This window comes from Cellulomonas soli, assembly GCF_013409305.1.
Taxonomy (GTDB): Bacteria; Actinomycetota; Actinomycetes; order Actinomycetales; family Cellulomonadaceae; genus Cellulomonas; species Cellulomonas soli.
In genome coordinates this window covers 3,577,981-3,603,663 of sequence record NZ_JACBZJ010000001.1, presented here as the reverse complement: position 1 = coordinate 3,603,663, position 25,683 = coordinate 3,577,981, and the positions used below count along the sequence as shown (strand labels likewise).

Sequence of the window (25,683 nt, the reverse complement as noted above, 5' to 3'; positions counted from 1 at the left end):
GGGTCCGGGTACAGTCTGCGCGCACCCCGCACCACCACCCGGCCCGGCAGCCGGCCCCAGACAGAGCGGACCCGTACGTTGACGCCTCCTTCCTCGCGAGCCGCCGGTCGGCTCGCACGGTTCGAGCAGGCGAAGGCCCGTCCGGAGATGACGCTGCTGCGGGCGCACTCGTTCGCGTGGGTCATGGCGGTCCTCGCCGAGCACCTCGTCGACGGGCCGGTGGAGGTCGCCCAGTTCCACGAGGTCGTCGACGTCGAGCTGTCCCGGCTGCGGACGCTGGGCGACGACTCGTTGGACGGCACGATGAGCGCACGGGACTACTGCCACACGTGGGTCGCGCGGCAGTGGATCAACCGGGCGCTGGTCGACCAGGTGGAGAAGTACTCGTTGACGGCCGCGACGCTGGACGTGCTGGCGTTCTCCGACCGGCTGGTGGACCGCCGCTCGACCGTCTCGGAGTCGCGGCTCAAGCAGATCCTCGACGCGGTGGCACGGCTGGCCGACGAGGCCGACCCGGACCCGCAGGCGCGGGTGGACCGCCTGGACCGGCAGATCGCGGCGCTGGAGGCCCAGCGGGCGGCCCTGCTCGACGGGCACGTGCCGGTCACTCCCCCGGCCCGGCTGCACGAGCAGCTCGCCGGGGTCATGGACCTGGCCCGGCACCTACCCGCGGACTTCAAGCGGGTCGCGGACTCGGTGTACGCGATGCACCGACGGTTCGTCGGGGAGGCGCAGGAGTCCGACACGAGCCGGGGCGAGGCGTTGCAGGCGTTCTTCGCCGACCACGACCTGCTCGAGGCGTCCGACGAGGGCCGGGCGTTCCGCGGGCTCATGCGCCTGTGGGGCAACCACCGCGAGCAGGCGGCGCTGCGCAAGGACATCGACGAGCTGCTGCGTCAGGACTTCGCCGAGGAGCTCACGGCCGAGCAGCGCCGGGCCCTGCGCGCCCTGCCGCGCATGCTGGTCGACAGCGCCGAGGACGTGCAGGAGACGTACCGGCGGCTGAGCCAGTCGCTGGAGCGTTTCGTGCAGAACCAGTCCGACGGTGACCGCGAGGTGCGCACGCGGGTGGCACGCGCCCAGGCGGCCGCGCACGCGCTGTTCGGTCGCCGGGGGCGACCGGTGGCCGTCGACGTGCAGCTGGGCGCGCAGCTGCCCGACATCCAGTCGATCACCCAGCTGCAGCTGACCGACCCGCGCCTGCGCGAACGCCCCGCCGGGCTGAGCGAGGACGACTGGGGCGAGGTGGCCAGCCTGACGCCCGAGCAGATGCGCGAGCTCGGCGGCCCGGCGCTGGACGAGCTGCGCCGCGCCCTGGACGTGGCCACCACCCGGCACGACGTGGGGCGCCCGAACCTGGGTGACGTGTGGGCGCAGGTCTCCCCCGAGCACCGTCGCCCCAAGAACGTGCTGGGGCTGCTGCACGTGGCCGTCGCCGGCGGCGCCACGTTCCTCGACGACACCACCGACCGACTCGAGGCCGTCCGGCCCGACGGCTCGCGCGTGGTGTGCGCGGTGCCGTGGGGCGTGTTCCCGGCCCGACCCACGACACCGACCCCGCAGGAGGTCACCGCGTGAACCCGACCGCCACAGGCACTGCCGACACCGGCACGGCGACCGACGGCACGGCGAACAACGGCACGGCGACCGACGGCACGGCCGGCGGCCGCACGCCCTCCGGCAGCACCGCGTCGACGGGGACCGCGCGGGACGCCGCTGCGGCCGAGCTGCTCACCGAGCCGCTGTTCGAGGGCGACGAGGGTCTGCTGCCGGCCGAGGTGCGCGGCACGCTCGTACGCGTGCTGGCGACCCGGTTCGTCGACGGCGTGCGCAACCCCTCGCTCTGGAACCGCGTGCTGCGCCACGAGCAGGTGCTGCGCTCGCGCCTGCACGACATCTACCTGGACCTGGTCATCGACCGCCGTCGGCAGGTCGCGTTCACCGTGCAGCTCGAGCTGGACGACGAGGTGCCCGTGCTGCTGCGCAAGGAGAAGCCCCTGACCCTGGCCGCGGCCGTGCTGCTGCTGCACCTGCGCCAGGAGTACGACCGCGGGGCCGTCGAGGGGCACGACGTCGTCGTGGAGCACCTGGAGCTGCTCGACCACCTCGAGGTGTGGAAGGACGTCGACGACCAGAACCCCGCCTCGTTCCGCAAGCGGTGCGAGGCGGCCATCACGACCGTGCGCGAGAAGGGCATCCTCGTGCCCGTCAGCGACGGGCGGTACCGGGTGTCCGGGGTCATCCACGCGCTGATGACGGCCGAGAAGGTCGACGCGATGACGGCGGCGTTCGAGGAGCTGGCCGCCGGCGCCACCGACGGCGGTGCCGAGGACGACGAGGCTGCGGACACCGAGGCTGCGGACACCGACGACGCCGACGACACGCAGGACGAGGGACAGGACGACGACGCGTGAGCGAGCCCATGGAAGGTTTCGACCCCGCGATCGCCCAGTTCCGGCTCGAACGCATCCAGCTGGTCAACTGGGGCCCGTTCCACGGGCACCACGTCATCGACGTGCACCGCGACGGCACCCTGGTCACCGGCCCGTCCGGCGCCGGCAAGTCGACCCTGCTGGACGCGATGATCTGCGTCCTCATGGACCGTTCCGTGACGTTCAACGCGGCCGCGCACGACGACGCCGTCGGCTCCAAGGAGCGCACCTTCTACTCCTACGCGCGCGGCAAGTCCGGTTCGCGCCGGGACGCCACGCGAGGCAGCCGCGCGATCTACCTGCGTGAGGGCACCACGTGGAGCGCCGTCGCGCTGACCTGGCGCAACAAGGCCGCCAAGACCGTCACCGCGTGCCGGGCCATGCACCTGACGCGTGCCGCCGCCTCGGACTCCGACATCACGCACGCCCTGATGCTCGCCGAGGGCGACCTGGACGTGCGCGACCTCGAACCGGCCGCCGCCCAGGCGATGCGCCAGGACGCGGTCCGTCGGGCACTGCCGCAGGTGAGCACCTTCGGCAACGAGTACGGCCGCTACGTGGCCCGCCTGTCGGCGCTGGTGGGCATCCGGGGGCAGGACGGCGACACCGGCAAGGCCATCCGGCTGCTGCACAAGGCGCAGTCGAGCAAGGGCGTGCACAACATCGACGAGACGTTCAAGCGGTTCGTGCTGGACGACTCGAAGGTGGCCACCCGCCGCGACGCGGCCGTCGAGCAGTTCCTCAGCCTGCGCAACGGGTACGAGGAGATGGTCCGCGCGCGCGACCAGATCACCCTGCTCGCCCCCTTGCCGGACCTGTGGGAGGCCTACCGGGCCGCCGGCGAGCAGGCGCGCGAGCTGCGTGTGCTGGTCCGCGAGGAGGACGGCACGAGCCCCCTCGAGGCGTACGTCCTCGGCCTGCACAAGGACCTGCTGGGAGCCCGTGCCCGCCTCGAGCAGGCCGAGCACCGCCGGCAGGTCGCGGCGCACGAGGACGCCCGCGGCCGGTACGAGGAGCTCGCGGCACGCATCACCACGCTCGAGGAGCAGCGTCGCAGCACCGGCGGCGACCTGCTGGGCGCCATCGACGCCGAGCTGCGTTCCGCGCAGGCCGAGCTGGCGCCCCTGGCCGAACGGCGCACCCGGCTGGCGCGCTGGTGCGCGAGCGTCGACGTGCCGCTGCCCACCGACGCGGCCGGCCTCGCCGCCACGCAGGCCCAGGCCCGTGAGCACACCGACGGCACCGCGGGCGACGACCCGGACGTGCGAGCCGACCTGCACTCCCGGATCGCCGCCGCCGAGGAGGCCAAGCGCGCGATCCGCGCCCTGCGCGAGGAGCTGCGCTCCTACGAGGGTCGCCGATCGAACATCCCGGCGGCAGCCCTGGCCGTGCGCGCGACCATCGCCGAGGGCGTCGGCCTCGAGGAGGACGAGCTGCCGTTCGTCGGGGAGCTGCTGGACGTCGCCGGCGACGAGGAGCAGTGGCGGACCGCCGCCGAGCGGCTGCTCGGCGGGTTCGGGCTGGGCCTGCTCGTCGACCAGGCCCACTACCCGGCGGTCGCCCGCTTCGTCGACGCGCACGACCTGCGCGCCCGCGTCCGGTACACCCCGGTGCGCACCGAGGCCCCCGTCGAGGCCGCCGCACCGGCGCCGGGAACGATGGCCGCCAAGGTCGTCGTCGCCGACAGCCCGTTCGCCCCGTGGCTGCGCGACCAGCTCGTGCGCCGGTTCTCGCACCGCTGCGTGCAGGACGCCACCGAGATGGCCGTGCTGCGCGAGGCCGTCACCGTGCACGGGCAGGTCAAGCACCGCGCCGGGCTGCACGAGAAGGACGACCGGGCCGACGTGCGCCGCGACAAGGTCATCGGCTTCGACAACGCCGACACGGTCCGCGAGCTCCACGAGACCCTCTCCGCACGCGAGGGCGACCTCGTCGAGCTCGAGCGGGCACGCGACGACGCCGACGCCGCACGCGAGCACGCCCGCACCCGCCGGGAGGCCTGGGCCGGTATCGCCGCGACGGCATGGGCGGACGTGGACACCACGCACGTGGAGTCACAGATCGCCGCCGCCACCCGGCGCCGCGAGGCGGCCCTGGCCGGCGACGGCCGAAGCTCGCTCGAGACGGAGATCGGCACGCTCGTCGAGGCACGCGACGAGGCGAACCACCAGGCCCGCACCGCCCGTGAGGCCGCCACCCGCGCCGAGAAGGCGTGGGGTCAGCGGGTCTCCGAGGAGGATCGCATCGGCGCCCGGCTGGACCAGGTCAGCCCGCCCGAGGGTGAGCGCCTCGACACCCTGACCGCACTGGCCCGCCAGTGCGACCCCGAGCCCACCCTCGAGTCCGTCGCCCGGCTGCGCACCGCGATGCAGCAGGCGCTCGAGACCCGAGTGCAGGCCGCCGACAGCGCGGGCGGCACCGCACGCGCGGCGATCGGCAGCCTGCTCGCCGACTTCCTGCGCACCTGGCCGGACGAGGCGGGCACGCTCACCCGGGACGTGGAGACCGCACCGGCCTACCTGGAGCTGCTGGCCGGGCTGCAGGCAGACGACCTTCCGGCCGCCCTCGCGCAGTGGCGTCAGCTCATGCACTCCATCAACACCATGGGCCTGACCTCGCTGATCCAGACCCTGCGCGACGAACGCCTCGTCATCGACGACCGGATCGGCCCGGTCAACGACGTGCTGCGCACCGTCCCGTTCGGGCACGACGGCTACCTGCAGATCGTCACCGGCGACGTCGAGCCGCCCGCCTCACGGGCCTTCAAGGCCGAGATCGACGCGATCCTCGAGCACACGGTCGGCAACGACCTCGACGATGCCGAGCTCGAAGGCCGGTTCCGCCGCATCGCGGCGCTCATGGACCGGCTCGACTCGACCGACGCGGCCGACCGGGAGTGGCAGCGCGACGTGCTCGACGTCAAGCGGCACGTGCGGATCTCGGCCGAGGAGCACCGCCGGGGCGAGGACGCCGCGCGCGTCTACGAGGGTGTCGGTGCGACCTCGGGCGGGGAGGGTCAGGAGCTGATCGCCGCCACGCTCGGCGCCGCGCTGCGCTACCAGCTCGGCGGCATCGAGGAGGTGCCGATGTTCGGCTCGGTCATGGTCGACGAGGGCTTCGTGAAGTCCGACCCCGACGTGACCCGCCGGGCCATCCGGGCGCTGAAGTCCTTCGGGTTCCAGCTGCTCATCGCCGCCCCCATCGACAAGTACCAGTCGATGGAGCGCGAGTTCGGCTCGGCGTACCTGATCGAGGCCGACCCTGCAGCGGGACGCGCGCACGCTCGCGGCTTCGCGATCGGCTTCGGCCCGGCGCAGGAGGTGCCGGCCGGCGGATGAGGCGGCCTGCCACACCCGAACTCCCCTAGGGGAAGTGGGCGTGCAGGTGATGATCCGAGGGCGGGTCCGCGGTGACGATGCGGTGGTATCGACCACCCTGGAGGAGACCGCCATGACCAGCACCGACGACGCCATCGTCGCCCTCTACGTCGCCGCCTACGCCGACCCGGACGCCGCACGCACCGACTGGGACGCGATCAAGCAGCTGGCGTCGGAGGACGTCATCACGGTCGACGGGCTGCTGCTCGTCAGCCGGCGCACCGACGGGAAGATCCACGTCGAGGACGACCTGCACCAGGCGGCGAAGGGCTCGGCCTGGGGTGCGGTCGGCGGCGCGGTCGTCGGGCTGATCTTCCCGCCGAGCATCCTGGCGGGTGCGCTCGTCGGCGCCGGGGCAGGTCTGGGCGTCGGGGGGCTGCTCTCGCACCACACGAAGGCCGAGATCACCGCGCAGGTCGAGGACGTCCTGCCGCTGAACAGCTCGGGCATCGTCGCGCTCTTCGAGATCGAGTGGGCCGAGCAGGTCGAGAAGGCGCTGCCGCACGCGACCACCGTCACGAAGGAGCAGGTCGACCCGGCCAGCGCGAAGCACGTCAAGGACGCCGCCACGAAGGACGCGTGAGGCCCACCAGCGACACCCCGCCACATCTGGGGGCCACATCTGGGGGCCACACCCGCGGGCTACGGCAGCAGGCCCAGGCCGCTCGCACGGGCGAGCGCCTGGGCCCGCGTCGTCACCCCGAGCTTGCGGTAGATCGCCTTGGTGTGGCTGTGCACGGTGGCGTGCGTGACGTACAGCTCGCGGGCGATGTCGGCCTCGGTGAGCCGGCCGTCCAGGTGCGCGAGCACCCGCAGCTCGCTGGGGGTGAGCGGAGGCACGGCTGGAGCGGCGCGCCCGCGCTGCGAGCGGGCCACGGCAGAGGTCGACCAGAGGGCACGTGCGCGCCGGGTACCGGCGAGGAACCCGGGGTCGGGGCAGTCCGCCAGCACGCCGTCGGCCTCCGCGAGCACCTGCCCGGCCTGCGCGGTCCGGCCCAGGGCGCGCAGCACCGCGCCCTCGTGCAGCAGCGCCGAGGCCAGGGGCAGCGGCTGCGCCCAGAACCGTGCCACCACCACCGCCCGCTCGAGCACGGCGAGGGCCTCCTGCGGTCGTGCCTCGTCGGCGAGCGCGACCCCCGAGGCCAGGAGCGCGGCGGCGGCGACCGGCTCGAGCCCGTGCGCGTGCGCGACGTCCGTGGCCCGGGCGGCCAGCTCGACCTGGTCCTGGTGGCGTCCGGTCAGTCCGGCCACGAGCGAGCGGCAGCCGAGCGCACCCGCGAGCGCGAGCCACTGACCGGCCGCCTCCCCGCGGTCGACCGCGTCGGCAAGCCACGGGTCGGCCTCCTCGGGCGCCCCGCGCAGGTAGAGCGCGGTGCCGCGGGCCCAGCACGCCATGGCTCGCCACGGCGAGTCGGGTTCCTCGAGCGCGACGGCCTGACGCGCGTGGGCGTCCATCTCGGCGACGTCTCCCCACGGGAAGACCGCACGCAGCGTGTGCAGGCTGGCCGCGACCGAACCGAACCCGTCGGGCAGCGGTCCGGGATCCTGCGTCCCGAGGGCCTCGACCTCCCGCAGGACGGCGTCTGCCTCCTGGCGGCGTCCTGCGAGCGAGAGTGCCCACGCCTGGACGAGCAGCAGCCGCACGTCGGCGGCGAGCAGGTCGCGGGGGAAGCGTGAGAGCCAGCCGAGGACCGTCGCGCATCGGCCGATGTTGGCCTGCTCGGCCCAGCAGCCGAGCACGAGTGCGGCCGCCTCCGGGAACAGCCCGGCGTCGATCGCGTGGTCGACGGCGCACCGGGTCGGCCCGTGCGTGCGGTGCCAGGCGTAGGCGCGTCGGTGCAGCGCGCGGGCGACCTCTGGCCCGCGGCGGTGCAGGTGCATGCGCAGCAGCTGGGCGAACAGGGGGTGGAACCGGTAGGTGCCGCCCTCGTCGTCGTGCGGCTGCAGGAACAGGTTCACGTGCGCGAGCCGGCGCAGCCGCTCGTCGGATCCCGTGGTGCCCAGCACCGCGTCGCACAGCGGGCCGGACAGCTCCTCGAGGACGCTGCAGCGGATCATCAGCTCCTGGTCGGCCGGGTCGTGGGCGTGCAGCGCCTCGGTCTCCAGGAAGTCGAGCACGTGCCGGTGGGATGCGCCGAAGCGGTCGACGAAGCCGTGCCGGTCGCCCAGGCGCCGCAGCGAGAGGGCGGCCAGGGTGAGCCCGGCGGGCCAGCCGTCGGTGCGGTCGACGAGCAGGTCGACGTCCGCGACGCTCAGGTCGAGGTCCTCGTGCCCGTTGAGCAGGGCGGCCGCCTCCTCGCGGGTGAAGCGCAGGTCGTCCACCCGCAGCTCGACCAGGTCGCCGTGGGCGCGCAACCTCGCCAGCGGCAGCTCGGGGTCCCGGCGGCTGGCCACCACGAGCTGGAACGTGGCCGGCGCGTGCTCGACGAACCAGGTGAGGGTGTCCCGGGCGGGCCCGGCCGACAGCAGGTGGACGTCGTCGAGCACCAGTGCGAGGCCGGGCTGGTCCTCGAGGGCGTTGACCAGGCGGGTCAGGTGCGACTGGCTCACGACCCGTCCGGCACCGGCAGATGCGGTGAGGCTCGGCCCGATGCGGCTGCACACGCGCCCGAGCGCCTCGACGAGGTAGGTCCACAGGACGACGGGGTCGTTGTCGCCGGCGTCGAGCGTCAGCCAGGCCAGCGGGCGGTGCTCGGCCGCGTAGGCGTACCAGGACGCGAGCAGGGTGGTCTTGCCGTAGCCGGCGGGCGCGGCCACGAGCGTCAGGCCCCTGTCGGCCCCGGCGTCGAGCCGCTGGTGGAGCGCGGGGCGCTCGACCCAGGCGGCACGCACCCGGGGTGGGCACAGCTTGGTGGCGACGAGCACCGGCGGCTCGCTCGCGGCGCGTCCCGCCCCGAGCGGTGCCGCGACGTGCAGGCGTCGACCCTCGGCGACGGGATGTCGTCCCCCCGTCACGGTGGGGTCGTGGCCCGTGGTCGGCTGTCGCCTGTCGGCTGAGGAGGCCATGAGGTGCCGCTCCGCGCAGGTCGCGGGACGGGTTCGTCCCGTTCTGTGCCGAGGCTAGCCCGCGGGCCCACGCGCGGCACGCCGAGCGGGGACGCCCTCAGCACCGGTGGGTCGGCACCGCCCTCACCCGTCGGCTCCGTCGTCGTCGGCCGGCTCGACGGCGGCGACCTCGATCAGCTCCAGGCCCAGCTCCTGCGTCAGCTCGATGATCCGGGCGAGCCGCGCCTGGTCGATCGAGGAGCCGGTCAGCTCCGTGATGCCGGCCCGCCTGCGCAGCCGCATGCCCTCGAACAGCGCCTCGAACCCGTCGCCCAGCTCGCCGCGGAGCACGACGCGGTAGCCGCGGGCCGGCCCGTCCGAGGCGGCTCGTGCGGCTCCAGGTCCGGTGGATCGGTCGGCGCCCACCACGGCAGGCTCCCCCGGACCGGGCGCGGTGGCATCCCCCGCGTGGCGCTGCGGCGAGGGGAAGTCCGCGCCCGGTCCGCCTCCCCTAGGGGAAATCGGCGCCCGGGTGATGCCCGGCGGCTGAGGCGGTGCGAATGTGCGAGGGACGGTGCTCCCGCCCGGGACGGGCGGACGCCCACGTGCAGGACGGAGGCTCGACGATGGACCTGACCGACGCGGTCGACAGGGACCGCCTCCTGCGCACGTTCCTCGAGCTCGTCGCGGTCGACAGCCCCACCGGGCAGGAGCGCGAGGTCGCAGAGCTGCTCGAACGGCGGTTCGCCGACCTGGGCTGCACGGTCACCCGGGACGAGATCGGCAACCTGGTCGCGGTGCTGCCCGGGACCCGGGACGGCGTCGTCCTGATCGCCACGCACATGGACACCGCGGGCACCGACCGCGGCATCGTCCCGCTCGTGGGGGCGGACGGGGTCGTGCGCACGGACGGCTCGACGATCCTCGGTGCCGACGACAAGTCCGGCATCGCCGGATGCCTGGAGCTGCTGACCCTGCTGCGGCAGGACCCGGGGGTGCTCCACCCGACGCTCGAGCTGCTGGTGACGGTCGGCGAGGAGAGCGGGCTCGTCGGCTCCCGCGCGCTGGACGTGACCCGGCTGACGGCCACGCACGGGTTCGTGCTCGACACCGCGGGTGCGATGGGGTCGATCACCTACTGGTCGCCGACGTCGGTGTACCTGACCATCACGTTCCACGGGCGCAAGGCGCATGCCGGGGTCGAGCCCGAGAAGGGCGTCAGCGCGGTCCGGGCCGCGGCGCTGGCGGTCGCGGCCATGCCGCTGGGACGCATCGACCCCGAGACGGTGGCGAACATCGGCACGGTGCACGGCGGTGAGGCGCGCAACGTCGTGCCCGACACCGTGGTGCTCGAGGGCATGGCGCGCAGCCACGACCAGGGCAAGCTGGACGCCCAGCTCGACGCGATGCGGCACGCGTGCCAGGAGGCCGCGGAGACCACGGGCGCCACGGTCGAGGTCCTCGCCGAGGAGATCTACCGGACGTACCGGATCGAGGAGGACGCCCGTCCCTACCGGGAGGCGGCACGGGCGATCGCCTCGGTCGGGCTGCCGGTGATCCCGCGCAAGTCCGGCGGCGGCACCGACGGCAACCTGCTCAACGCGAAGGGCATCGCGTGCGTCGCGCTGCCGACCGGCATGGTCGACGAGCACGCGACGACGGAGCACATCGCGATCGACGACATGGTGCTGGCCGCCCGGGTGCTCGTCGCGATCGTGACGCAGGACCCCGATCCCCGGGACGCGCGATGAGCACGCCGTCGGCCCGGGGCGCGGCCGCCGTGCTCGTGGCCCTCGCGTGCCTGGGCGGCGCCGCCGCGTGCGGCGGGCCTGAGCCTGCCGAGCAGGACCCGTGCACGCAGTTCACGGACCTGGCCGGTGCGGTGGACGACCTCAGGCAGCTGGACCCCTCGACCGCGAGCGCGGACGAGCTGACGTCGGCCGCGGGTGAGGTCCAGGTGCAGCTCGACCAGCTGCAGGCGGTCTCGGAGCAGCGCTACGACGCGGCGGTGTCGTTGCTGCGCTCGACGGTGAGCGCCGTGGAGCAGTCGTTGGCGGTCTCCGCGGGGGTCTCCCCCGAGCAGGTCGCGCAGCAGGTGGACGAGGCGATGGCGGCCGTGGCGCAGGCGTGGGCGCCGCTGGGCCGTTCGCTGGAGACGGCGTGCGGCACGGGCACGCAGTGATCCACACGGTGATCCGCACAGTGATCCACGCAGGGTGATCGACCGGCGACGAGCGGGGACGGGGAGGGGACCGAGATGGACGCCAAGTTCGTGCTCGAGGCGCTCGTGGTGCTGGGAGCGATCGTCATGGGGACCCGGGCCGGCGGTGTCGGCGTCGGGCTGTGGGGCGGTCTGGGCACGTTCGTGCTCGTGTTCGTCTTCGGCGAGGCGCCGGGCGAGCCGCCGGCCGCGGCGATCGCGATCATCCTGGCCGTGGTCACCTCGGCGGCGATGATGCAGGCGGCCGGGGGCATCGACTGGATGGTCGCGGTCGCGGCGCGGGTGATCGAGCGGCACCCGAAGCAGATCACGCTGATCGCGCCGTTGACGGCGTTCGCGTTCTCGGTGGGCGCCGGGACGTCGAACATCATCTACCCGCTGCTGCCGGTGATCTACGACGTGTCGTACAAGAACGGGATCCGTCCCTCGCGGCCGTTGACGGTGACGGTCGTGCAGTCGGGCATCGCGCTGGCTGCCTCGCCGGTCTCGGCGGCGATGGCGGCGATGCTGACCCTGACCGACGTCGAGCCGTACAACCTGGGGCTGACGCAGATCCTGGCGATCACGATCCCCGCGTGCCTGGTCGGGATCGTCGTGACGGCGCTGGTCGCGAACCGGCTGGGCAAGGAGCTGGACGACGACCCGCAGATCCAGGCCAAGATCGAGGCCGGCACGTTGGTGTCCCGGCACGCGGCCGCCGCGGACGCGTCCAGCACCTCGGCGAACCTGACGTACACGGCCCGCGGTCGCAACTCGGCACTGGCGTTCCTGTTCGGTGTGCTGGCGATCGTGGTGCTCGGCCTGTTCCCCGACCTGCGCCCGTCGTTCGACTCCGGCGAGGGCCCGGTGCCGATCGACATGACCACGACCATCGTCATGGTGATGTTCGTCATCGGGGTGCTGATCCTGCTGATCGGCCGCCCGGACGTGAAGACCGTCCCGGACATGTCGGTGTTCAAGGCGGGCATGATCTCGGCGATCGCCCTGTTCGGGATCGCCTGGCTGACGGCCACGTTCATCTCGGCGCACGAGGCGTTCATCATCGACACGGTCGGGGCATGGGTCACCGACTGGCGGTTCCTGTTCGCGGTGGCCGTGTTCCTGGTGGCGGCGCTGACCACGAGCCAGTCGACGGCGACCCGGACGATGGTGCCGATCGGCCTGGCCGCCGGCCTGGCGCCGGGCGTGGTCACCGGCATGTGGGCCGGTGCGCTCGGCGGCGTGTACACGCTGCCCGCCAACGGCACGCAGATCGCGGCGGCGAACTTCGACCTGACGGGCACCACGAAGCTGGGCACCAAGCTGCTCGACCACAGCTTCTTCGTGCCGATGCTCGTGCTCTCGGTGACGACGATCGCCACCGGTGCGCTCATCGGCGGGGTCTTCTTCTAGTGGTCCCCGTGGGCGCGCTCGGGCCCGCCTGAGCCCTGCCCACACCTGTCCACACCCTGTTCAGCCCTGGTGACCGGCGACCCGAGGAGGCGGCCGTGAAGACCGACGAGATCCGGACGAGGACGGCAGCCCTCATGCCCAGGCTGCTGACGCAGCTCGACGAGCTGGTGGCGATCCCGTCCCTGGCCTTCCCCGGGAACCCGCCCGAGCCGATGACGCAGATGGTCGAGACGCTCGTGCGGATGTTCCGCGAGGTCGGGTTCGCCGACGCACGAGCGATGCCGGTGCCGCACGGGTACCCGCCGGTGTACGGCGAGATCCGCGGACCGCAGGGTTCGCCGACCGTGGTGCTGTACGCGCACTACGACGTGCAGCCGGCCCCGCCGGAGCAGGGCTGGACGAGCGACCCGTGGACGCCGACCCGCAAGGCCGACGGGCGCATCTACGGCCGCGGTGCCGCCGACGACAAGAGCGGCGTGGTGAGCCTGCTGGGCACCCTCGGGGTGTTCGAGGGCGTCCCGCCGTGCACGGTGCGGCTCGTGCTCGAGGGCATGGAGGAGACCGAGTCCAACCTCGAGGAGTTCGTGCTGGCGCACCCCGACCTGTTCGACGCGGACGTGTTCGTGGTGTGCGACATGGGCAACCTGCGCGTGGGCGAGCCGGCGTTGACGACCGTGCTGCGCGGGGACGTGGCGTGCGTAGTCAGGGTGCGCACCCTGGAGCACCCGTTGCACTCGGGGGTGTTCGGCGGGCCCGCGCCGGACGCGATGATGGCGCTCGCCCGGTTGCTGGCCTCGCTGCAGGACGAGGCCGGGGACGTCGCCGTGCAGGGCGTCACGCGCACCGACTGGGACGGCGGGGAGTTCGCCGAGGCCGACTTCCGGCAGGGCGCCGACCTGCTCGAGGGTGTCGAGCTGACCGGGACCGGCCCGATCGCGGCCCGGCTGTGGGCGCGGCCGTCGATCAGCGCGATCGGCGTGGACATGACCAGCATCGCCGGGTCGTCGAACGTCCTCGTGCCGCAGGCGTCGGCGAAGATCTCGATGCGCATCGTGCCGGGCACCGACCCGGAGGCCGAGTTGGACGCGCTCGTCGCGCACCTGCGCAGCCACGCCCCCTGGGGCGCGCAGGTCGAGGTGGAGCGCACGAAGGCCGCACCCGGTTTCGTGTGCCGGACCGACGGCACCGCCTACGCCGCCGCGCGCGAGGCGATGACCGAGGCGTTCGGGCGCCCGGTCGTCGAAGCCGGGTGCGGCGGGTCGATCCCGCTGCTGCGCACGCTCGCGCAGGTCGCTCCGCGGGCCGAGTTCGTGCTGTGGGGGCCCGAGGACGTGGCGCGTTCCCGCATCCACGCCTCGGACGAGAGCGTCGACCCGGCGGAGATCGCGGGGATCGTCGCCGCGCAGGCGTTGCTGCTGCAACGTCTGGGTGCCTCGTGAGCGGGCCCGCGCACGGCGCGGGTCGGGCTCCTGCGGCCGGCCCGGACCCCGGCGGGTCCGGACGGACGATGACCATGCGGGGCGCCGCGGTGCTCGGCATCGGCGCGATGGTCGGAGCGGGCATCTTCGCGCTGCTCGGCCAGGCCGGCGCCGTGGCCGGGTCGGCCACCTGGCTCTCGTTCCTGCTCGCCGGCGTGGTCGCCGCACTGCTGGGCTACTCGGTGGCCAAGCTCGGCGCCCGCTACCCCTCGGGCGGCGGGATCATCACGTTCCTGCTGGAGGGCTTCGGACCGGGGCACATGACGGCGATCACGTCGTGGCTGCTGTACTTCGCCTCGATCATCGTCACCTCGATGGTGGCCGTCTCCTTCGGCTCGTACGGCGCCTCGCTGCTCGCCGACGCCCCTCCGGACAGCCTCTGGGCGCACGCGCTGACGACCCTCGTCGTGCTGCTCGTCGCCGCGGTGAACATCGCCGGTGCCACGTTCATCGACAAGATCCAGTCGTGGATCGTGTTCGTGCTGCTGGCCGTGTTCGCCGTGTTCGTCGTGGTCACGCTCGCCCAGATGGACCCGTCGCTGCTCGCCCCGTCGACCTACCCACCGGCGGCCGACATCGTCTCGAGCGTCGCCCTGACGTTCTTCGCGTTCCTGGGGTTCGCCGTCATCTCCTTCACCGGCGGGGACCTGCCCGACCCGGCGAAGAACCTGCCTCGCGCCACCTACCTCGCCCTGGCGGTCACCACCGGGCTGTACGTGCTGGTCTCGCTCGGGGTGTTCGGCACGCTGACCGTGCAGGAGGTCATCGACAACGGCGAGACGGCCCTGGCCGTGGCCGCGCTGCCCGCACTGGGGCAGGCGGGGTTCGCGATGATGGCCGTCGCCGCCCTGCTGGCCACGTCGTCCTCGGTCAACGCCAACATCTACGCGGCCGTCGGCTCGACGGCCAAGCTCGCGCAGTCCGGGCAGTTCCCGCCGGTCTTCGGCGCGAGGGCACGCGTGGGCAGCACCCGCGGCCTGGTGATCTCCTGCGTCCTGGTGCTCGGCCTGGCCAACCTGGTCGACCTGAGCGCGATCGCCTCGCTCGGCTCGGTCGTCGCGCTCGGCATCTTCCTCATCGTGTCGGTCGCCGCCCTGAGGCTGCGAGCCCAGACCGGGTCGAACGTGCTCGTGGTGATCACCGGCATCGTCGCGACCGCCGTCGTCCTGGTCGTGTTCTCGGTGCAGACCGCGCGGGACGCCCCCGAGACGTTCGTGGGGATGGTCGCGATCCTCGCGCTGGCGGTCGTGCTCGACCTGGTCTGGAGCTCGATCCGTCGGCGTCGGACGACAGCGCCGCCGGCGCCGCCCGCGCCCGCGCACTGACCGGACGGGCATCCCGCGACGGCCGTGAGGCCGCTGGTGAGGCCGTTCGTGATGCCGACCCGGGCCGCGGGGTCGACGATGGGCCAGCAGGTCCTGCCGCGCCCGCTCACCTGGAAGGACACCCCGATGACCGAGCACGACGCGCCGGAGGGCAGGAAGCCGTCGCAGACCGCGGCCGAGCGGCTCGCAGCGCTCACCCGCGAGAACGCCGACCTGCGCGCCCAGGTCGCCGCGCTGTCCGCCGCACCCGCCGCTCCGGCCACGGTGGTGGTCGCGGGCCCGCCCGCCCGCCACCACCGCACCCGCGCGTTCTTCGCGGCGCTGCTGATCGTGCTCGGCGTGGTGCTCGCACCGGTGTCGGTCGTCGTCGCGTGGGCGCAGGCCGAGGTGACCGACACCGACCGGTACGTCGCCACGGTCGGCCCCCTCGCGCAGGACCCCGTGATCCAGTCGGCGGTCGCCAACCGGCTCACCGCCGAGGTGATGAAGCAGATCGACGTCGGCGCGCTGCTGGACGACGCCGTCAGCGCCCTGGACCAGCAGGGCCTGCCGCCGCGGGTGACCACGACCCTCTCGGCGCTCGAGGTGCCGTTGACCAACGGGGTGCGCTCGTTCGTGCTCAAGGCCGCGACCCGGGTCGTGGAGTCGGACGCGTTCAGCACGGCGTGGGTCGAGGCGAACCGGACCGCGCACGAGCAGATGGTCGCCGTCATGGAGGGGCAGCCCGGGTCGGTGCTGCAGATCGGCAGCGAGGGGCAGCTGACGATCCAGCTGGCCGGGATGATCGACATGCTCAAGACCAGGCTCGTCGAGGGCGGGTTCGGCATCGCCGCGAACATCCCCACGGTCAACGCCTCGTTCACGCTCGTGCAGACCTCCGAGCTGGTCCGGGTGCAGAACGCCTACCAGCTGCTCGACGTCGCCGGCAGCTGGCTGCCGTGGATCAGCCTCCTGCTGATCGCGGCGGGCGTGCTCACCGCCCGCAACCGCTCCCGTGCGCTCGTCGTGGCAGGTCTGAGCCTCGCGGGCGCGATGCTCGTGCTCGGTCTCGGCCTGACCGTCGGCCGCACGTTCTACCTGCGCGCGCTCAGCGACCAGGTCGTGCGCCTGGACGCCGCGGCCGTCGTGTTCGACCAGCTCGTCGCCTTCATCCGGCTCTCGCTGCGCACGGTCGGGGTCGCCGCGCTGGTCGTGGCCGCCGCGGCCTACCTCGGGGGGCGGTCCGACTCGGCGCGCACCCTGCGGGCGGAGTCGGCCCGCGGGTTCGCCGCGGCACGCACCTGGGCGGAGGGGCGCGGGGTCTCGACGGGCCCGGTCGGTGCCTGGTTGTTCCGGCACAAGAGCCTGGTGCGCGTCCTCGTCCTCGCGGTCGCCGGGCTGGTCGTCCTGCTGGCCGCCTCGCCCACTCCCCCGCTGGTCATCACCGTGGCGCTCGTCGCCGGTGCGCTCGTGGTGCTGCTCGAGCTCGTGGCGCGGCCGCCCGGCCCTGCGACCTCGGCCCCGGACGGTGAGGACCCCGCACCGGTCGCCGGATGAGCACCGCCGGCGAGCTCGTGCTCGCCCACCTGCGCGAGCAGGTCAGGACGCTGCGCGACCAGGAGGCGCTCGTCCGCCACGACCGACCCGGCGGCGTGCACCGGATGCGGGTGACCACGCGCCGCCTGCGGTCCGACCTGACGACGTTCGGCCCGCTGTTCACCTCCTCCGAGGTCCGGCCCCTGCGGCGCGGCCTGCGACGGCTGGGCCGCCGGCTCGGTCGTGCCCGGGACGCCGAGGTGCTGCACGAACGCGTGCGTCACGTGCTGCACGACGAGCCCCCCGGAGAGGCGACCGCCCGGGTCGAGGACCTGCTCGCGGCGGACCGGCGTGCCGCGCGCGCCCGGGTCCTGGCCGACCTGGACGGCGCACGCCACGTCAGGCTCACGCGGGCGCTCGCCGCGTTCGCCGCAGCTCCCCCGACCCGCCGGCGGGCCGATCGTCCCGCCGAGGCCGAGCTGCCCGGGCTGGTCGCACGCAGCTATGCCGAGGTCCTCACCCTCATGGACGACGCACAGGGCGTGCAGGACGCGGACGGGCGCGACCGGCTCTGGCACGAGGCGCGCAAGGCGACCAAGCGCACCCGCTACGCCCTCGAGCCGCTCACCGCCGTGCTCGGACCCGACGCCACCGTGCTGAGCGCGGCCCTGCAGACGTTGCAGGACGCCCTGGGCGGCCACCACGACGTGGTCGCCACGCGGGCCCGCCTGCGCCACCTGGCCGCGAGCGCGGGTGACCCGGGGGTGGCGTTCGTGTGCGGTCGGCTGGACGCCCGGCAGGAGCGCGAGCTGGTGCGCACGGAGCAGGACGTCGCCGCCGCGTGGGCGCACGTGCGGGCGGCTCCGGGGTGGGAGCGGCTGCGGTGACGGGCCGGCACGGCTGGCACCCCACGCCCGCCGACGAGCCGGACGAGGCAGGTCGCGACGGGCAGGTGCCCGACGAGGAGGCGCCGGTCGAGCTCGCGGTGCACCGGCTGGCCGGGGCGATCTACGGCACGATCCTGGCGACGACGGTGGTCGTGACGATCGGCAACCACCCGGAGAACCTGGACCGGGCGCTCGTCCTGGTCGCGGGCACGTCGGTGGTGTTCTGGATGGCGCACGTGTACGCCCGTGGTCTGGCGGCGCGCGTCGTGGCCCGGCGTTCGCTGCACCGCTGGGAGCTGTGGGCGCTGGCCCGGTCCGAGTGGCCGATGCTGCAGTCCTCGTGGCCGATCCTGCTGGTGCTCGCCCTCGGTCGGCTGGACGTCATCGACCCGCAGCGCTCGATCGACGTGGCCACGGCGGTGGGCATCGGCGCGCTGTTCACCTACGGCTACGTGATCGGCCGGCAGGAGGGGCTCAGCTGGCCGCGGGTGGCCCTCAACGCCCTGGTGTCGGGCTCGTTCGGCCTGGCGATCCTGTTCCTCAAGGTGCTGGTGCACTGAGGCCCTCTCCCTCGCCAAGGTCGCGGTCGGGGTCGGCAGCGGGCGTGCGCCGACCCCGACCGCTGCGGGTCAGGGCTGGACCAGGATCCGGATCGGGTTGCCGCGCTTCTCGGCGAGTGCGGCGATCCCCTCCTCGACGTCCGCGAGCGCGACGACCTGGGAGATCGAGCCCGACAGGTCGAGGCGGCCGTAGCTGAGCAGCTCGGCGAGCATGCCGATGTCCTGGCTCTTGTAGCCCAGGTGCCCGCGCAGCTGCTTGCGGTGCAGGTTGAAGTCGAGGAACGGTCCGGCGTCGATGTCCTGCTCGCTGAGCCCGACGCTGACGGCGCGGCCGTTGGTGTCGAGGTAGGCGATGCACTGGCGCACGGTCTGGGGCAGGCCGACGGCGTCGAACGCGACGTCGATCATGCGGCCGCCGGTCGCCTCGGTGATCTTCGCGCCCAGGTCGGGGTCGTCGGCACGGAAGGTGTGGTCCGCGCCGAGGCGGCGCGCACGCTCGAGCGCGGCGTCGTTGAGGTCGACCGCGATGATCGGCACGCCTCCGGCCAGGCGGGCGAGCTGGACGAGGTGGGTGCCCACGCCTCCGACGCCCCAGATCCCGACGGCGTTGCCTGCGTGCACCTGGGCGGTGCGGACCACGGCGGCGAACGGGGTGGAGACGGCGTCGGCGAGCAGCGCGGCCTGCGCCATGTCGACGTTGTCGGGCACGCGGGTCAGGCCGAGCGCCTGGGCGACGTGGTACTCGGCCCAGGCGCCGTCGTAGGCGAAGGCCATGAGCTGCAGGTCGTAGCAGTCGGTGAACGCCCCCCGCCGGCATGCGCGGCAGCGGCCGCACGGTCGACCGGCGGACGGGATGACCCGGTCGCCCTCGGCCCAGCCGATCACGCCGGGTCCGGTGCGCACGATGACGCCGGACGCCTCGTGGCCTTGTGTGACGACGTCGCGCGAGGCCGGCAGGTGTCCCTGGATGAGACTGAGGTCGCTCTGGCAGATGCCGCAGTACGCCACCTTGACGAGGACCTCGCCGGGCCCGGGCTCCGGGATCGGGATCTCCTCCAGGCGCACCTTCCGCGCCCGGGTGTCGAGGCGTTCGGCGAGCATCGTGGTCGTCATCGTGTCCTCCGGTCGTTCGCTGGTTCGAGGACGGACGGACCCCTCCCGGGCCCGGAGCCGGGGTGCGTCCGGGGGGCCTGGGGGTCGCGCTGACCAGCGGTGTCGAGCGGAGTGCACTCGTCCGGTGACGTTACTCCGGCCCGTCCGGCGGCGGTCCTGGACGGGCGGGTGCTCTTCGGCCGGCGGCTCAGCCCAGCAGGGCGGAGAAGGCCTCGTAGACCAGGAACGCGGGCCACACGATCGCCTTGAGGATCGCCAGCAGGTACTCCCCGAAGCCGTCGGCCTGCTGCCAGAAGAAGACGAGCGCCCCGATCAGCCCGAGCCCGTAGACCGCTCCGGCGCCGCCCGAACCTGCGGCCCCTGCCGCGCTCGCCCCGCTCGACCGACCGTTCCCGTTCGCCATGGTGGTCCCCTGTCCGTGAGGCTCCCATCGTGGCCGGGTGCGGCACGTGACCGCCACCTGAGGGTGCCCCGCCGCCTGAGACACCGCCGCGCTGCCCCGTGCTCGTCCCCCTATCGTGTGCCCCACCGGGCGGCACCCCCGACCGTCCGGTGAGAGGAGCCCCCGATGTCCCCCGTCACGCACCACATCGCGCTGGTCGCGCACGACAACAAGAAGGTCGACCTGCTGCGCTGGGCCGAGTTCAACCGCGGGACCCTCTCCCGGCACCACCTGTACGCCACCGGGACGACGGGCACGATGCTCGAGTTCGAGCTCGGGCTGCCCGTGACCCGGCTGCTGTCGGGTCCGGTCGGTGGCGACCAGCAGATCGGCGCGAAGATCGCCGAGGGCGTCATCGACATGCTGGTCTTCTTCTGGGACCCGCTCGAGCCGCAGCCGCACGACCCCGACGTGAAGGCGCTGCTGCGCATCGGCGCGGTGTGGAACGTGCCGATGGCCTGCAACTCGGCGACCGCGGACATGCTGATCTCCTCCCCGATGCTCTCCGAGGAGTGGACGGGCCGACCCGACTTCACACCGCGCACCTGGGACGGGGAGCAGCCCAGCGCCTGAGGCACCCGGGGGTTGTCCCCCGGTCGGTCCGCGGGCGCGCCGGGTGCCCGGCGGGTGCCGCGGGCCGCGACGATGGGGGCTGCACCCGGCCCGGGTGCGGCGAACCGAGGAGCACGATGTCCCGCACGTCCCCGCCCGCACCGTCCGACAGGTTTGACGGGTCCGACAGCGTCGGCAGTGCCGGCAGTGCCGGCAAGGCTGTCGGCGAACCGGCAGCGCTCGAGCCGACGTCCGGCGCCGTGGTGCACCGTCGCCAGACGGCACCGTTCTGGTCCGCGCCGTTCGCACGACGCACCTGGCAGGAGTTCGGCTACCTGTGGGTGGCTCTCCTGCTGAGCCCCGTCGGGTTCACCTACGCGGTGTTCACGGTCTCCTTCACCGCGGGCATCGCGGTGACGGTCGTCGGTCTGTTCCTCGGCGGGTGGCTGGTCCTCGGGGCGCGCGGCTGGGGCGCGGCGTTCCGCGGGCTCGGGCGTGGCCTGCTCGCCGTCGACGTGCCGGCACCCGCGCCGCACGTGGCCCGTCGCGGGTTCTGGCGTCGGCTCGGCGGGCTGCTCGGCGACGCGCCCGGCTGGCGCGCCCTGGCGTTCGTCACCGCGGCGTTCCCGTTGGCGATCGTCGCGTTCACGGTCTCGGTGACGTTCCTCGCGGTCGCGCTCGGCGGCATGACGCACTGGTACTGGTCGCGGTGGTTGCCGGCGCAGCAGGCGCCGGACGGCTCGTGGCACCGGGGTACCCAGCTCGGCACCGGTTGGTTCGTCGACACCACGCCCCGCCAGGTCGCCCTGGCCGCGCTCGGCGTGCTGTTCGCCCTGCTGTGGGCCCAGGTGACGCTCGCCATGGGCCACCTGTTCCGACTCCTGACGCTCGCCCTGCTGGGCCCGACGCAGACCTCGGCCCGGGTGCAGCACCTGGAGCGCAGCCGCGGGCAGGCGGTCGCGGAGGGCGACGCCCGCCTGCGGCAGATCGAGCGGGACCTGCACGACGGCACGCAGGCGCGCCTGGTCGCGGTGGCGATGCAGCTCGGTGAGGCACGCGAGCAGCTGGCTTCCGGCGGGGACGCCGCCGAGGCGCTCGCGCTGCTGGACACCGCGCACGCCTCGACGAAGGACGCCATGGTCGAGCTGCGTGAGATCGCCCGCAGCATCCATCCGCCGGCACTGGACAACGGTCTGGCGGTCGCGCTCGACAGCCTGGCCGCGCGCAGCGCCGTGCCGGTGACGGTCGACGTCGACATGAGCGCCGTGCCCGGCCCGGAGGTCGAGACGATCGTGTACTTCTGCGCGGCCGAGCTGCTGGCCAACGTGGCCCGGCACGCCCGCGCGAGCGGCGCGTACGTCCGCCTGGACGAGGTCGACGGCGCGCTGCGGCTGCGGGTGCGCGACGACGGCGTCGGTGGTGCGGCTCCGCGTGCGCCGCGCCCGCAGGGCGGCAGCGGCCTGGCGGGGCTGCGTGACCGGGTCGCGACGGTCGACGGGACGCTCGAGGTGGACAGCCCTCCTGGCGGGCCTACCGTGGTGACCGTGAACCTGCCGTTGACGGTCGCCGGATGAGCCCGGCCGGCGCGCTGCGCGTCGTCGTCGCGGACGACGCGGCGATCCTGCGCGACGGGCTCGTGGCCCTGCTCGGACGCCGCGGGCACCAGGTGCTGGCCGCCGTGGGCGACGGGGACCAGCTCGTGGCCGAGGTCGACCGGCTCGTGGCCGGCGGCGACCCGCCGGACGTCGCGGTGGTCGACGTGCGCATGCCCCCGACCCACACCGACGAGGGCCTGCGTGCCGCGCTGCAGCTGCGGGCCGCCCACCCGCAGGTCGGGGTGCTCCTGTTCTCGCAGTACGTGGAGACACGGTTCGCCGCCCGCCTGTTCAGCGGCGACGCACGCGGTGTGGGCTACCTGCTCAAGGACCGGGTGGCCGACGTCGGCGAGTTCCTCGACGCGCTCGAGCGGATCGCGGCCGGGCGCACGGTCCTCGACCCCGAGGTGGTCAGCCAGCTGCTGGGGGCCGCACCGGTGGACGCCGGCCTGGCCCGGCTGACCGCCCGCGAGCGCGAGGTGCTCGAGCTCATGGCGCAGGGGCGATCGAACGGGGCCATCGCCGAGGCGATGGTGCTCACCTACGGTGCGGTCGAGAAGCACGTGACGTCGATCTTCGGCAAGCTCGACCTGGCTCCCGACGCCGGGGACCACCGCCGGGTGCTGGCGGTGCTGCGGTACCTGCAGGTCGCCGGCTGACCGACGCCGCCCCACGCGGCTGAAGGGCCTGCGTGGGGCGGGTTGCCGCTCAGATGAACAGCGTGGTTCCCGACTCGTTCGCCTCGCCGAGGAAGGTGGCCACACCGCCGAGCTCCACGCCGTCGAGGAGGTCTCCGGCGGCGATGCCGAGCAGATCCATCGTCATGGTGCAGGCGATCAGGCGGGCTCCCCCAGCCTGTGCCGAGGCGATCAGCTCGGGCAGCGTGGGCACGGCGTTGTCGCGCATGACCTTCTTGATCATGGCCGTGCCCGCACCGGCCATGTGCAGCTGCGAGAGCGTGAGCTTGTCCGCCCCTCGGGGCATCATCGCGCCGAACATCGTGTCCATCACGGAGCGCTCGCGGGCCGGCGGGTCCTGGCGGCGCAGGGTGTTCAGGCCCCAGAACGTGAAGAACATCGAGACGTCCTCGCCCATCGCCACGGCCCCGTTGGCGATGATGAACGCCGCGAGCACCTTGTCGAGGTCGCCGGAGAAGACCACGAAGGAGGTCTTGCCCGGGCCGGTCGCGGTGACAGGCGCGGTGCCCGTGCCGACGGCAGGGGTTGCCCCGGCGGCCCCCTTGCGGAACGTGGCCACGTAGCCTGGGCCCCGCGGTTCCAGGGCGACGAGCTGGTGCCCGTTGCGGCGGGCCCAGGCGGGTGCGTCGTTGGCGAACCCGGGGTCGGAGACGGTGACGACGACCTCGTCGCCGTCGGCCAGGCCCCGGATGCTCTCGGCGAGCTTCATGATCGGACCGGGGCAGGCCAGGCCGCTGCAGTCCAGGTCGAGGGACACCCCGGTGCCGGCCGCGAGCGCGTCGGCCTTGCGGATCTGCTCGACGACGGCGAGCGACTCGGCGTAGGCGATGACGGGTGCGGGTGCCTCGTCGGCGTCGGGCTCGAGCTCGTGCCAGGCGCGGAACGTGGTGGATCCGCCGGACAGCGTGGCCACGTCGGTGAACCCGCGCTGCACGAGGGCCCGGTGGGCCAGGTAGCTGCGGAACCCGACGGCGCAGTAGAGGCGCACGGGGGTGCTCGTGTCCCAGGTGGTGCACTGCTCGCGCAGCACGGCCAGCGGGACGTTCTCTGCACCGGGCAGGTGCCAGATCGAGAACTCCTCGGGCGTACGCACGTCGATGATGCGGGCGCCGGCGGTGGCGGCCGGGTAGTCCTGGGCGTACCAGAGGGTCAGGTCGCCGCGCAGCACGTTGGAGGCGACGAACCCGGCCATGTTGACGGGGTCCTTCGCCGAGCCGAACGGCGGGGCGTAGGCGAGCTCGAGCTCTTCGAGGTCGTACACGCTCTGCTCGGCACGCAGGGCACCGGCCAGGACGTCCAGGCGCTTGTCGACGCCGTCGAACCCGGCGGCCTGGGCACCGAGGATGCGGCCGGTGTCGGGGGCGAAGAGCACCTTGAGGTTCATCATCGCGGTGCCCGGGTAGTAGCCGGCGTGCCCTGAGGGGTGCACGTGCACGGCGCGGTAGGGCACGTGCGCGGCGGTCAGCTGACGTTCGGTGGCGCCGGTGCCGCCGGCGACCATGTCGAAGACCTTGACAATCGAGGTGCCCTGCGTGGAGCGGTAGCGGGTGTCGCGGCCGCAGATGTTCTCCGCGGCGACGCGGGCCTGCCGGTTGGCGGGGCCTGCCAGGGGTGCCAGGGCGCGGCCGGGCAGGACGGTGTGAGGGGTCTCGACGGCGTCGCCGGCGGCCCAGATGTGCGGGTCGGACGTGCGCATGTGCTCGTCGACGGCGATGCCGCCGTGCTCGCCGAGGTCGAGACCCGCGGCGACGGCCAGGGTGGTGCTGGGGCGCACGCCTGCGGCGAGGACGACGAGGTCGGCGGGCAGGAACTGGCCGCTGGTCAGCTCGACGGTGACGCCGCCGTCGGGTCGCGGGGTGAAGGCGGCGGCGGCGGTGCTCAGGTGCAGCTCGATGCCGCGGCTGCGCAGGTGGTGCTCGACGGGGACGGACATCTCGCGGTCGAGCGGCGGGAGGATCTGGTCGGCCATCTCCACGACGTGCACCTCGGCGCCGCGGTGGTGCAGGTTCTCGGCCATCTCCAGGCCGATGTACCCGGCGCCGATGACGACGGTGCGCACGGGGCCGCGTTCGCCGGCCCTCGTGGCGGCCAGGGCCGCGTCGAGGCGTGCCTTGATGGTGTCCATGTCGCCGATGCGTCGCAGCACCTGCACGGCTTCGTGGTCGATGCCGGGCAGCGGCGGGCGGACGGGTTCGGAGCCGGGGCACAGGGCGAGCGCGTCGTAGGTCTCGGTGTACCGGCGGCCGCTGTCGACCTCGCGCACGGTCACGGTGCGGGCCTGGCGGTCGATGGCGACGACCTCGGCGCCGACGCGCACGTCGATGTCGAGGGACTCGCGCAGGCTCTGCGGGGTCTGCAGGAGCAGGCGGCTGCGCTCGGTGATGACCTCACCGATGTGGTACGGCAGGCCGCAGTTGGCGAACGAGACGTGGTGGCCGCGTTCGAGGACGACGATCTCCGCGAACTCGTCCAGGCGCCGTGCGCGTGCTGCGACCGATGCCCCTGCTGCCACTCCACCGACGACGACGATCTTCACCGTGCACTCCCCTCGATACCCCGGGTGGTATTCCTCGACGCTATCGGGACCGGACGCAGGAGGACCGGGACCCAGGTCCGGGGTCCCGGTCCTCCGCACGAGAGACCGCAGGTCAGGCCAGCGACAGGAACAACCTCGTCGCCCGGGACGGACGGGGTCAGGCACACCCTGGTCGTGCGCCGCGCCCGCCCTGCGGGTCAGCCGGTGGGCTGGGACGTCTGCTCGGTGAGCCGACGCCGCACGTCGTCCATGTCCAGGTCGCGCACGGCCTGCACGATCTGCTCGAGTGCCGGCGCCGGCAGTGCACCCGGCTCGGCGTACACCAGCACACCGTCGCGGAACGCCATGAGCGTGGGGATCGAGGTGATGCCGGCCTGCGCGGCCAGCTGCTGCTCGGCCTCGGTGTCGACCTTGCCGAACACGATGTCCGGGTGCGCGTCGGAGGCCTTCTCGAAGACCGGCGCGAACATCCGGCACGGCCCGCACCAGGCGGCCCAGAAGTCGACCAGGACGATGCCCTCGCCCTGGACGGTGTCCAGGAATGTGGCACCGGTGAGGGTGGTGGTGGCCATGCC

21 protein-coding genes are annotated in these 25,683 nt (G+C 73.6%); 15 read left to right on the top strand and 6 right to left on the bottom strand.

The genetic code is table 11. From position 1 onward, the window contains the following. Nucleotides 1–78: 78 nt before the first annotated feature. The 4 genes from BKA22_RS16400 to BKA22_RS16385 all read left to right on the top strand — a co-directional run bounded on the left by BKA22_RS16400 (nucleotide 79) and on the right by BKA22_RS16385 (nucleotide 6,392). Nucleotides 79–1,578, top strand: a complete 1,500-nt coding sequence (locus BKA22_RS16400) for a DUF3375 family protein (RefSeq protein ID WP_146951806.1) — start codon at nucleotides 79–81, stop codon at nucleotides 1,576–1,578. Further along, the gene (locus BKA22_RS16395) at nucleotides 1,575–2,414 is read left to right on the top strand and encodes a DUF4194 domain-containing protein (protein ID WP_179561831.1); all 840 of its coding nucleotides are present in this window, start codon (nucleotides 1,575–1,577) and stop codon (nucleotides 2,412–2,414) included. The genes BKA22_RS16400 and BKA22_RS16395 overlap by 4 nt, the downstream gene beginning before the upstream one ends. Beyond that, the gene (locus tag BKA22_RS16390) at nucleotides 2,411–5,770 is read left to right on the top strand and encodes an ATP-binding protein (protein WP_146951804.1); all 3,360 of its coding nucleotides are present in this window, start codon (nucleotides 2,411–2,413) and stop codon (nucleotides 5,768–5,770) included. The genes BKA22_RS16395 and BKA22_RS16390 overlap by 4 nt, the downstream gene beginning before the upstream one ends. A 112-nt stretch (nucleotides 5,771–5,882) precedes the next feature. Continuing rightward, nucleotides 5,883–6,392: a DUF1269 domain-containing protein gene (locus BKA22_RS16385; RefSeq protein ID WP_179561830.1), complete on the top strand. Its 510-nt coding sequence runs from the start codon at nucleotides 5,883–5,885 to the stop codon at nucleotides 6,390–6,392. A 59-nt stretch (nucleotides 6,393–6,451) separates the two neighbouring features. Here BKA22_RS16385 and BKA22_RS20450 read toward each other — a convergent pair whose 3' ends face one another. Beyond that, the gene (locus BKA22_RS20450) at nucleotides 6,452–8,764 is read right to left on the bottom strand and encodes a helix-turn-helix transcriptional regulator (RefSeq protein WP_179561829.1); all 2,313 of its coding nucleotides are present in this window, start codon (nucleotides 8,762–8,764) and stop codon (nucleotides 6,452–6,454) included. Between the two features lie 174 nt (nucleotides 8,765–8,938). Further along, a complete protein-coding gene (locus BKA22_RS16375) occupies nucleotides 8,939–9,220 on the bottom strand; it encodes a DUF8691 family protein (protein WP_146951801.1) in 282 nt (93 codons plus the stop codon). 200 nt (nucleotides 9,221–9,420) lie between these two features. Here BKA22_RS16375 and BKA22_RS16370 point away from each other — a divergent pair, with 200 nt between their 5' ends. The 8 genes from BKA22_RS16370 to BKA22_RS16335 all read left to right on the top strand — a co-directional run bounded on the left by BKA22_RS16370 (nucleotide 9,421) and on the right by BKA22_RS16335 (nucleotide 18,172). Continuing rightward, nucleotides 9,421–10,545, top strand: coding sequence for a M20/M25/M40 family metallo-hydrolase (locus tag BKA22_RS16370; RefSeq protein ID WP_179561828.1), 1,125 nt, complete (start codon nucleotides 9,421–9,423; stop codon nucleotides 10,543–10,545). Next, nucleotides 10,542–10,976: a hypothetical protein gene (locus BKA22_RS16365; RefSeq protein WP_146951799.1), complete on the top strand. Its 435-nt coding sequence runs from the start codon at nucleotides 10,542–10,544 to the stop codon at nucleotides 10,974–10,976. Before BKA22_RS16370 ends, BKA22_RS16365 begins: the two co-directional genes overlap by 4 nt. Nucleotides 10,977–11,051: 75 nt before the next feature. Then, nucleotides 11,052–12,407, top strand: a complete 1,356-nt coding sequence (locus tag BKA22_RS16360; RefSeq protein WP_146951798.1) for an anaerobic C4-dicarboxylate transporter — start codon at nucleotides 11,052–11,054, stop codon at nucleotides 12,405–12,407. A 95-nt stretch (nucleotides 12,408–12,502) separates the two neighbouring features. Next, the gene (locus tag BKA22_RS16355; RefSeq protein WP_223203433.1) at nucleotides 12,503–13,846 is read left to right on the top strand and encodes a M20/M25/M40 family metallo-hydrolase; all 1,344 of its coding nucleotides are present in this window, start codon (nucleotides 12,503–12,505) and stop codon (nucleotides 13,844–13,846) included. A gap of 68 nt (nucleotides 13,847–13,914) precedes the next feature. After that, on the top strand, nucleotides 13,915–15,210 hold the full coding sequence (locus BKA22_RS16350) for an APC family permease (RefSeq protein ID WP_146951797.1): 1,296 nt from the start codon (nucleotides 13,915–13,917) through the stop codon (nucleotides 15,208–15,210). Nucleotides 15,211–15,246: 36 nt separating this feature from the next. Beyond that, on the top strand, nucleotides 15,247–16,746 hold the full coding sequence (locus BKA22_RS16345) for a hypothetical protein (RefSeq protein WP_146951796.1): 1,500 nt from the start codon (nucleotides 15,247–15,249) through the stop codon (nucleotides 16,744–16,746). Further along, complete coding sequence (locus tag BKA22_RS16340) at nucleotides 16,743–17,612, top strand: CHAD domain-containing protein (protein WP_146951795.1); 870 nt, start codon at nucleotides 16,743–16,745, stop codon at nucleotides 17,610–17,612. The genes BKA22_RS16345 and BKA22_RS16340 overlap by 4 nt, the downstream gene beginning before the upstream one ends. Beyond that, the gene (locus BKA22_RS16335) at nucleotides 17,609–18,172 is read left to right on the top strand and encodes a hypothetical protein (RefSeq protein WP_146951794.1); all 564 of its coding nucleotides are present in this window, start codon (nucleotides 17,609–17,611) and stop codon (nucleotides 18,170–18,172) included. Before BKA22_RS16340 ends, BKA22_RS16335 begins: the two co-directional genes overlap by 4 nt. 69 nt (nucleotides 18,173–18,241) lie before the next feature. On the opposite strand, the gene BKA22_RS16330 is transcribed toward BKA22_RS16335, so the two are convergent. Both BKA22_RS16330 and BKA22_RS16325 read right to left on the bottom strand, forming a co-directional pair. Next, on the bottom strand, nucleotides 18,242–19,285 hold the full coding sequence (locus BKA22_RS16330; RefSeq protein WP_146951793.1) for a zinc-binding dehydrogenase: 1,044 nt from the start codon (nucleotides 19,283–19,285) through the stop codon (nucleotides 18,242–18,244). 187 nt (nucleotides 19,286–19,472) lie between these two features. Next, complete coding sequence (locus BKA22_RS16325) at nucleotides 19,473–19,688, bottom strand: hypothetical protein (protein WP_146951792.1); 216 nt, start codon at nucleotides 19,686–19,688, stop codon at nucleotides 19,473–19,475. Nucleotides 19,689–19,853: 165 nt separating this feature from the next. Here BKA22_RS16325 and BKA22_RS16320 point away from each other — a divergent pair, with 165 nt between their 5' ends. The 3 genes from BKA22_RS16320 to BKA22_RS16310 all read left to right on the top strand — a co-directional run bounded on the left by BKA22_RS16320 (nucleotide 19,854) and on the right by BKA22_RS16310 (nucleotide 22,533). Further along, the gene (locus BKA22_RS16320; protein WP_146951791.1) at nucleotides 19,854–20,300 is read left to right on the top strand and encodes a methylglyoxal synthase; all 447 of its coding nucleotides are present in this window, start codon (nucleotides 19,854–19,856) and stop codon (nucleotides 20,298–20,300) included. Between the two features lie 116 nt (nucleotides 20,301–20,416). Beyond that, a complete protein-coding gene (locus BKA22_RS16315) occupies nucleotides 20,417–21,853 on the top strand; it encodes a sensor histidine kinase (RefSeq protein WP_146951790.1) in 1,437 nt (478 codons plus the stop codon). Then, nucleotides 21,850–22,533, top strand: coding sequence for a response regulator transcription factor (locus BKA22_RS16310; protein WP_146951789.1), 684 nt, complete (start codon nucleotides 21,850–21,852; stop codon nucleotides 22,531–22,533). The genes BKA22_RS16315 and BKA22_RS16310 overlap by 4 nt, the downstream gene beginning before the upstream one ends. 49 nt (nucleotides 22,534–22,582) lie before the next feature. Here the strand turns inward: BKA22_RS16310 and BKA22_RS16305 are convergent, their stop codons facing one another. Together BKA22_RS16305 and trxA are read right to left on the bottom strand one after the other, a co-directional pair. Beyond that, nucleotides 22,583–25,108, bottom strand: coding sequence for an FAD-dependent oxidoreductase (locus BKA22_RS16305; protein ID WP_146951788.1), 2,526 nt, complete (start codon nucleotides 25,106–25,108; stop codon nucleotides 22,583–22,585). 197 nt (nucleotides 25,109–25,305) lie between these two features. Continuing rightward, nucleotides 25,306–25,680 carry a thioredoxin gene (trxA, locus tag BKA22_RS16300; RefSeq protein WP_146951787.1) on the bottom strand — a complete coding sequence of 125 codons (375 nt, stop codon included), beginning with the start codon at nucleotides 25,678–25,680 and terminating at the stop codon, nucleotides 25,306–25,308. Nucleotides 25,681–25,683: the final 3 nt, after the last annotated feature.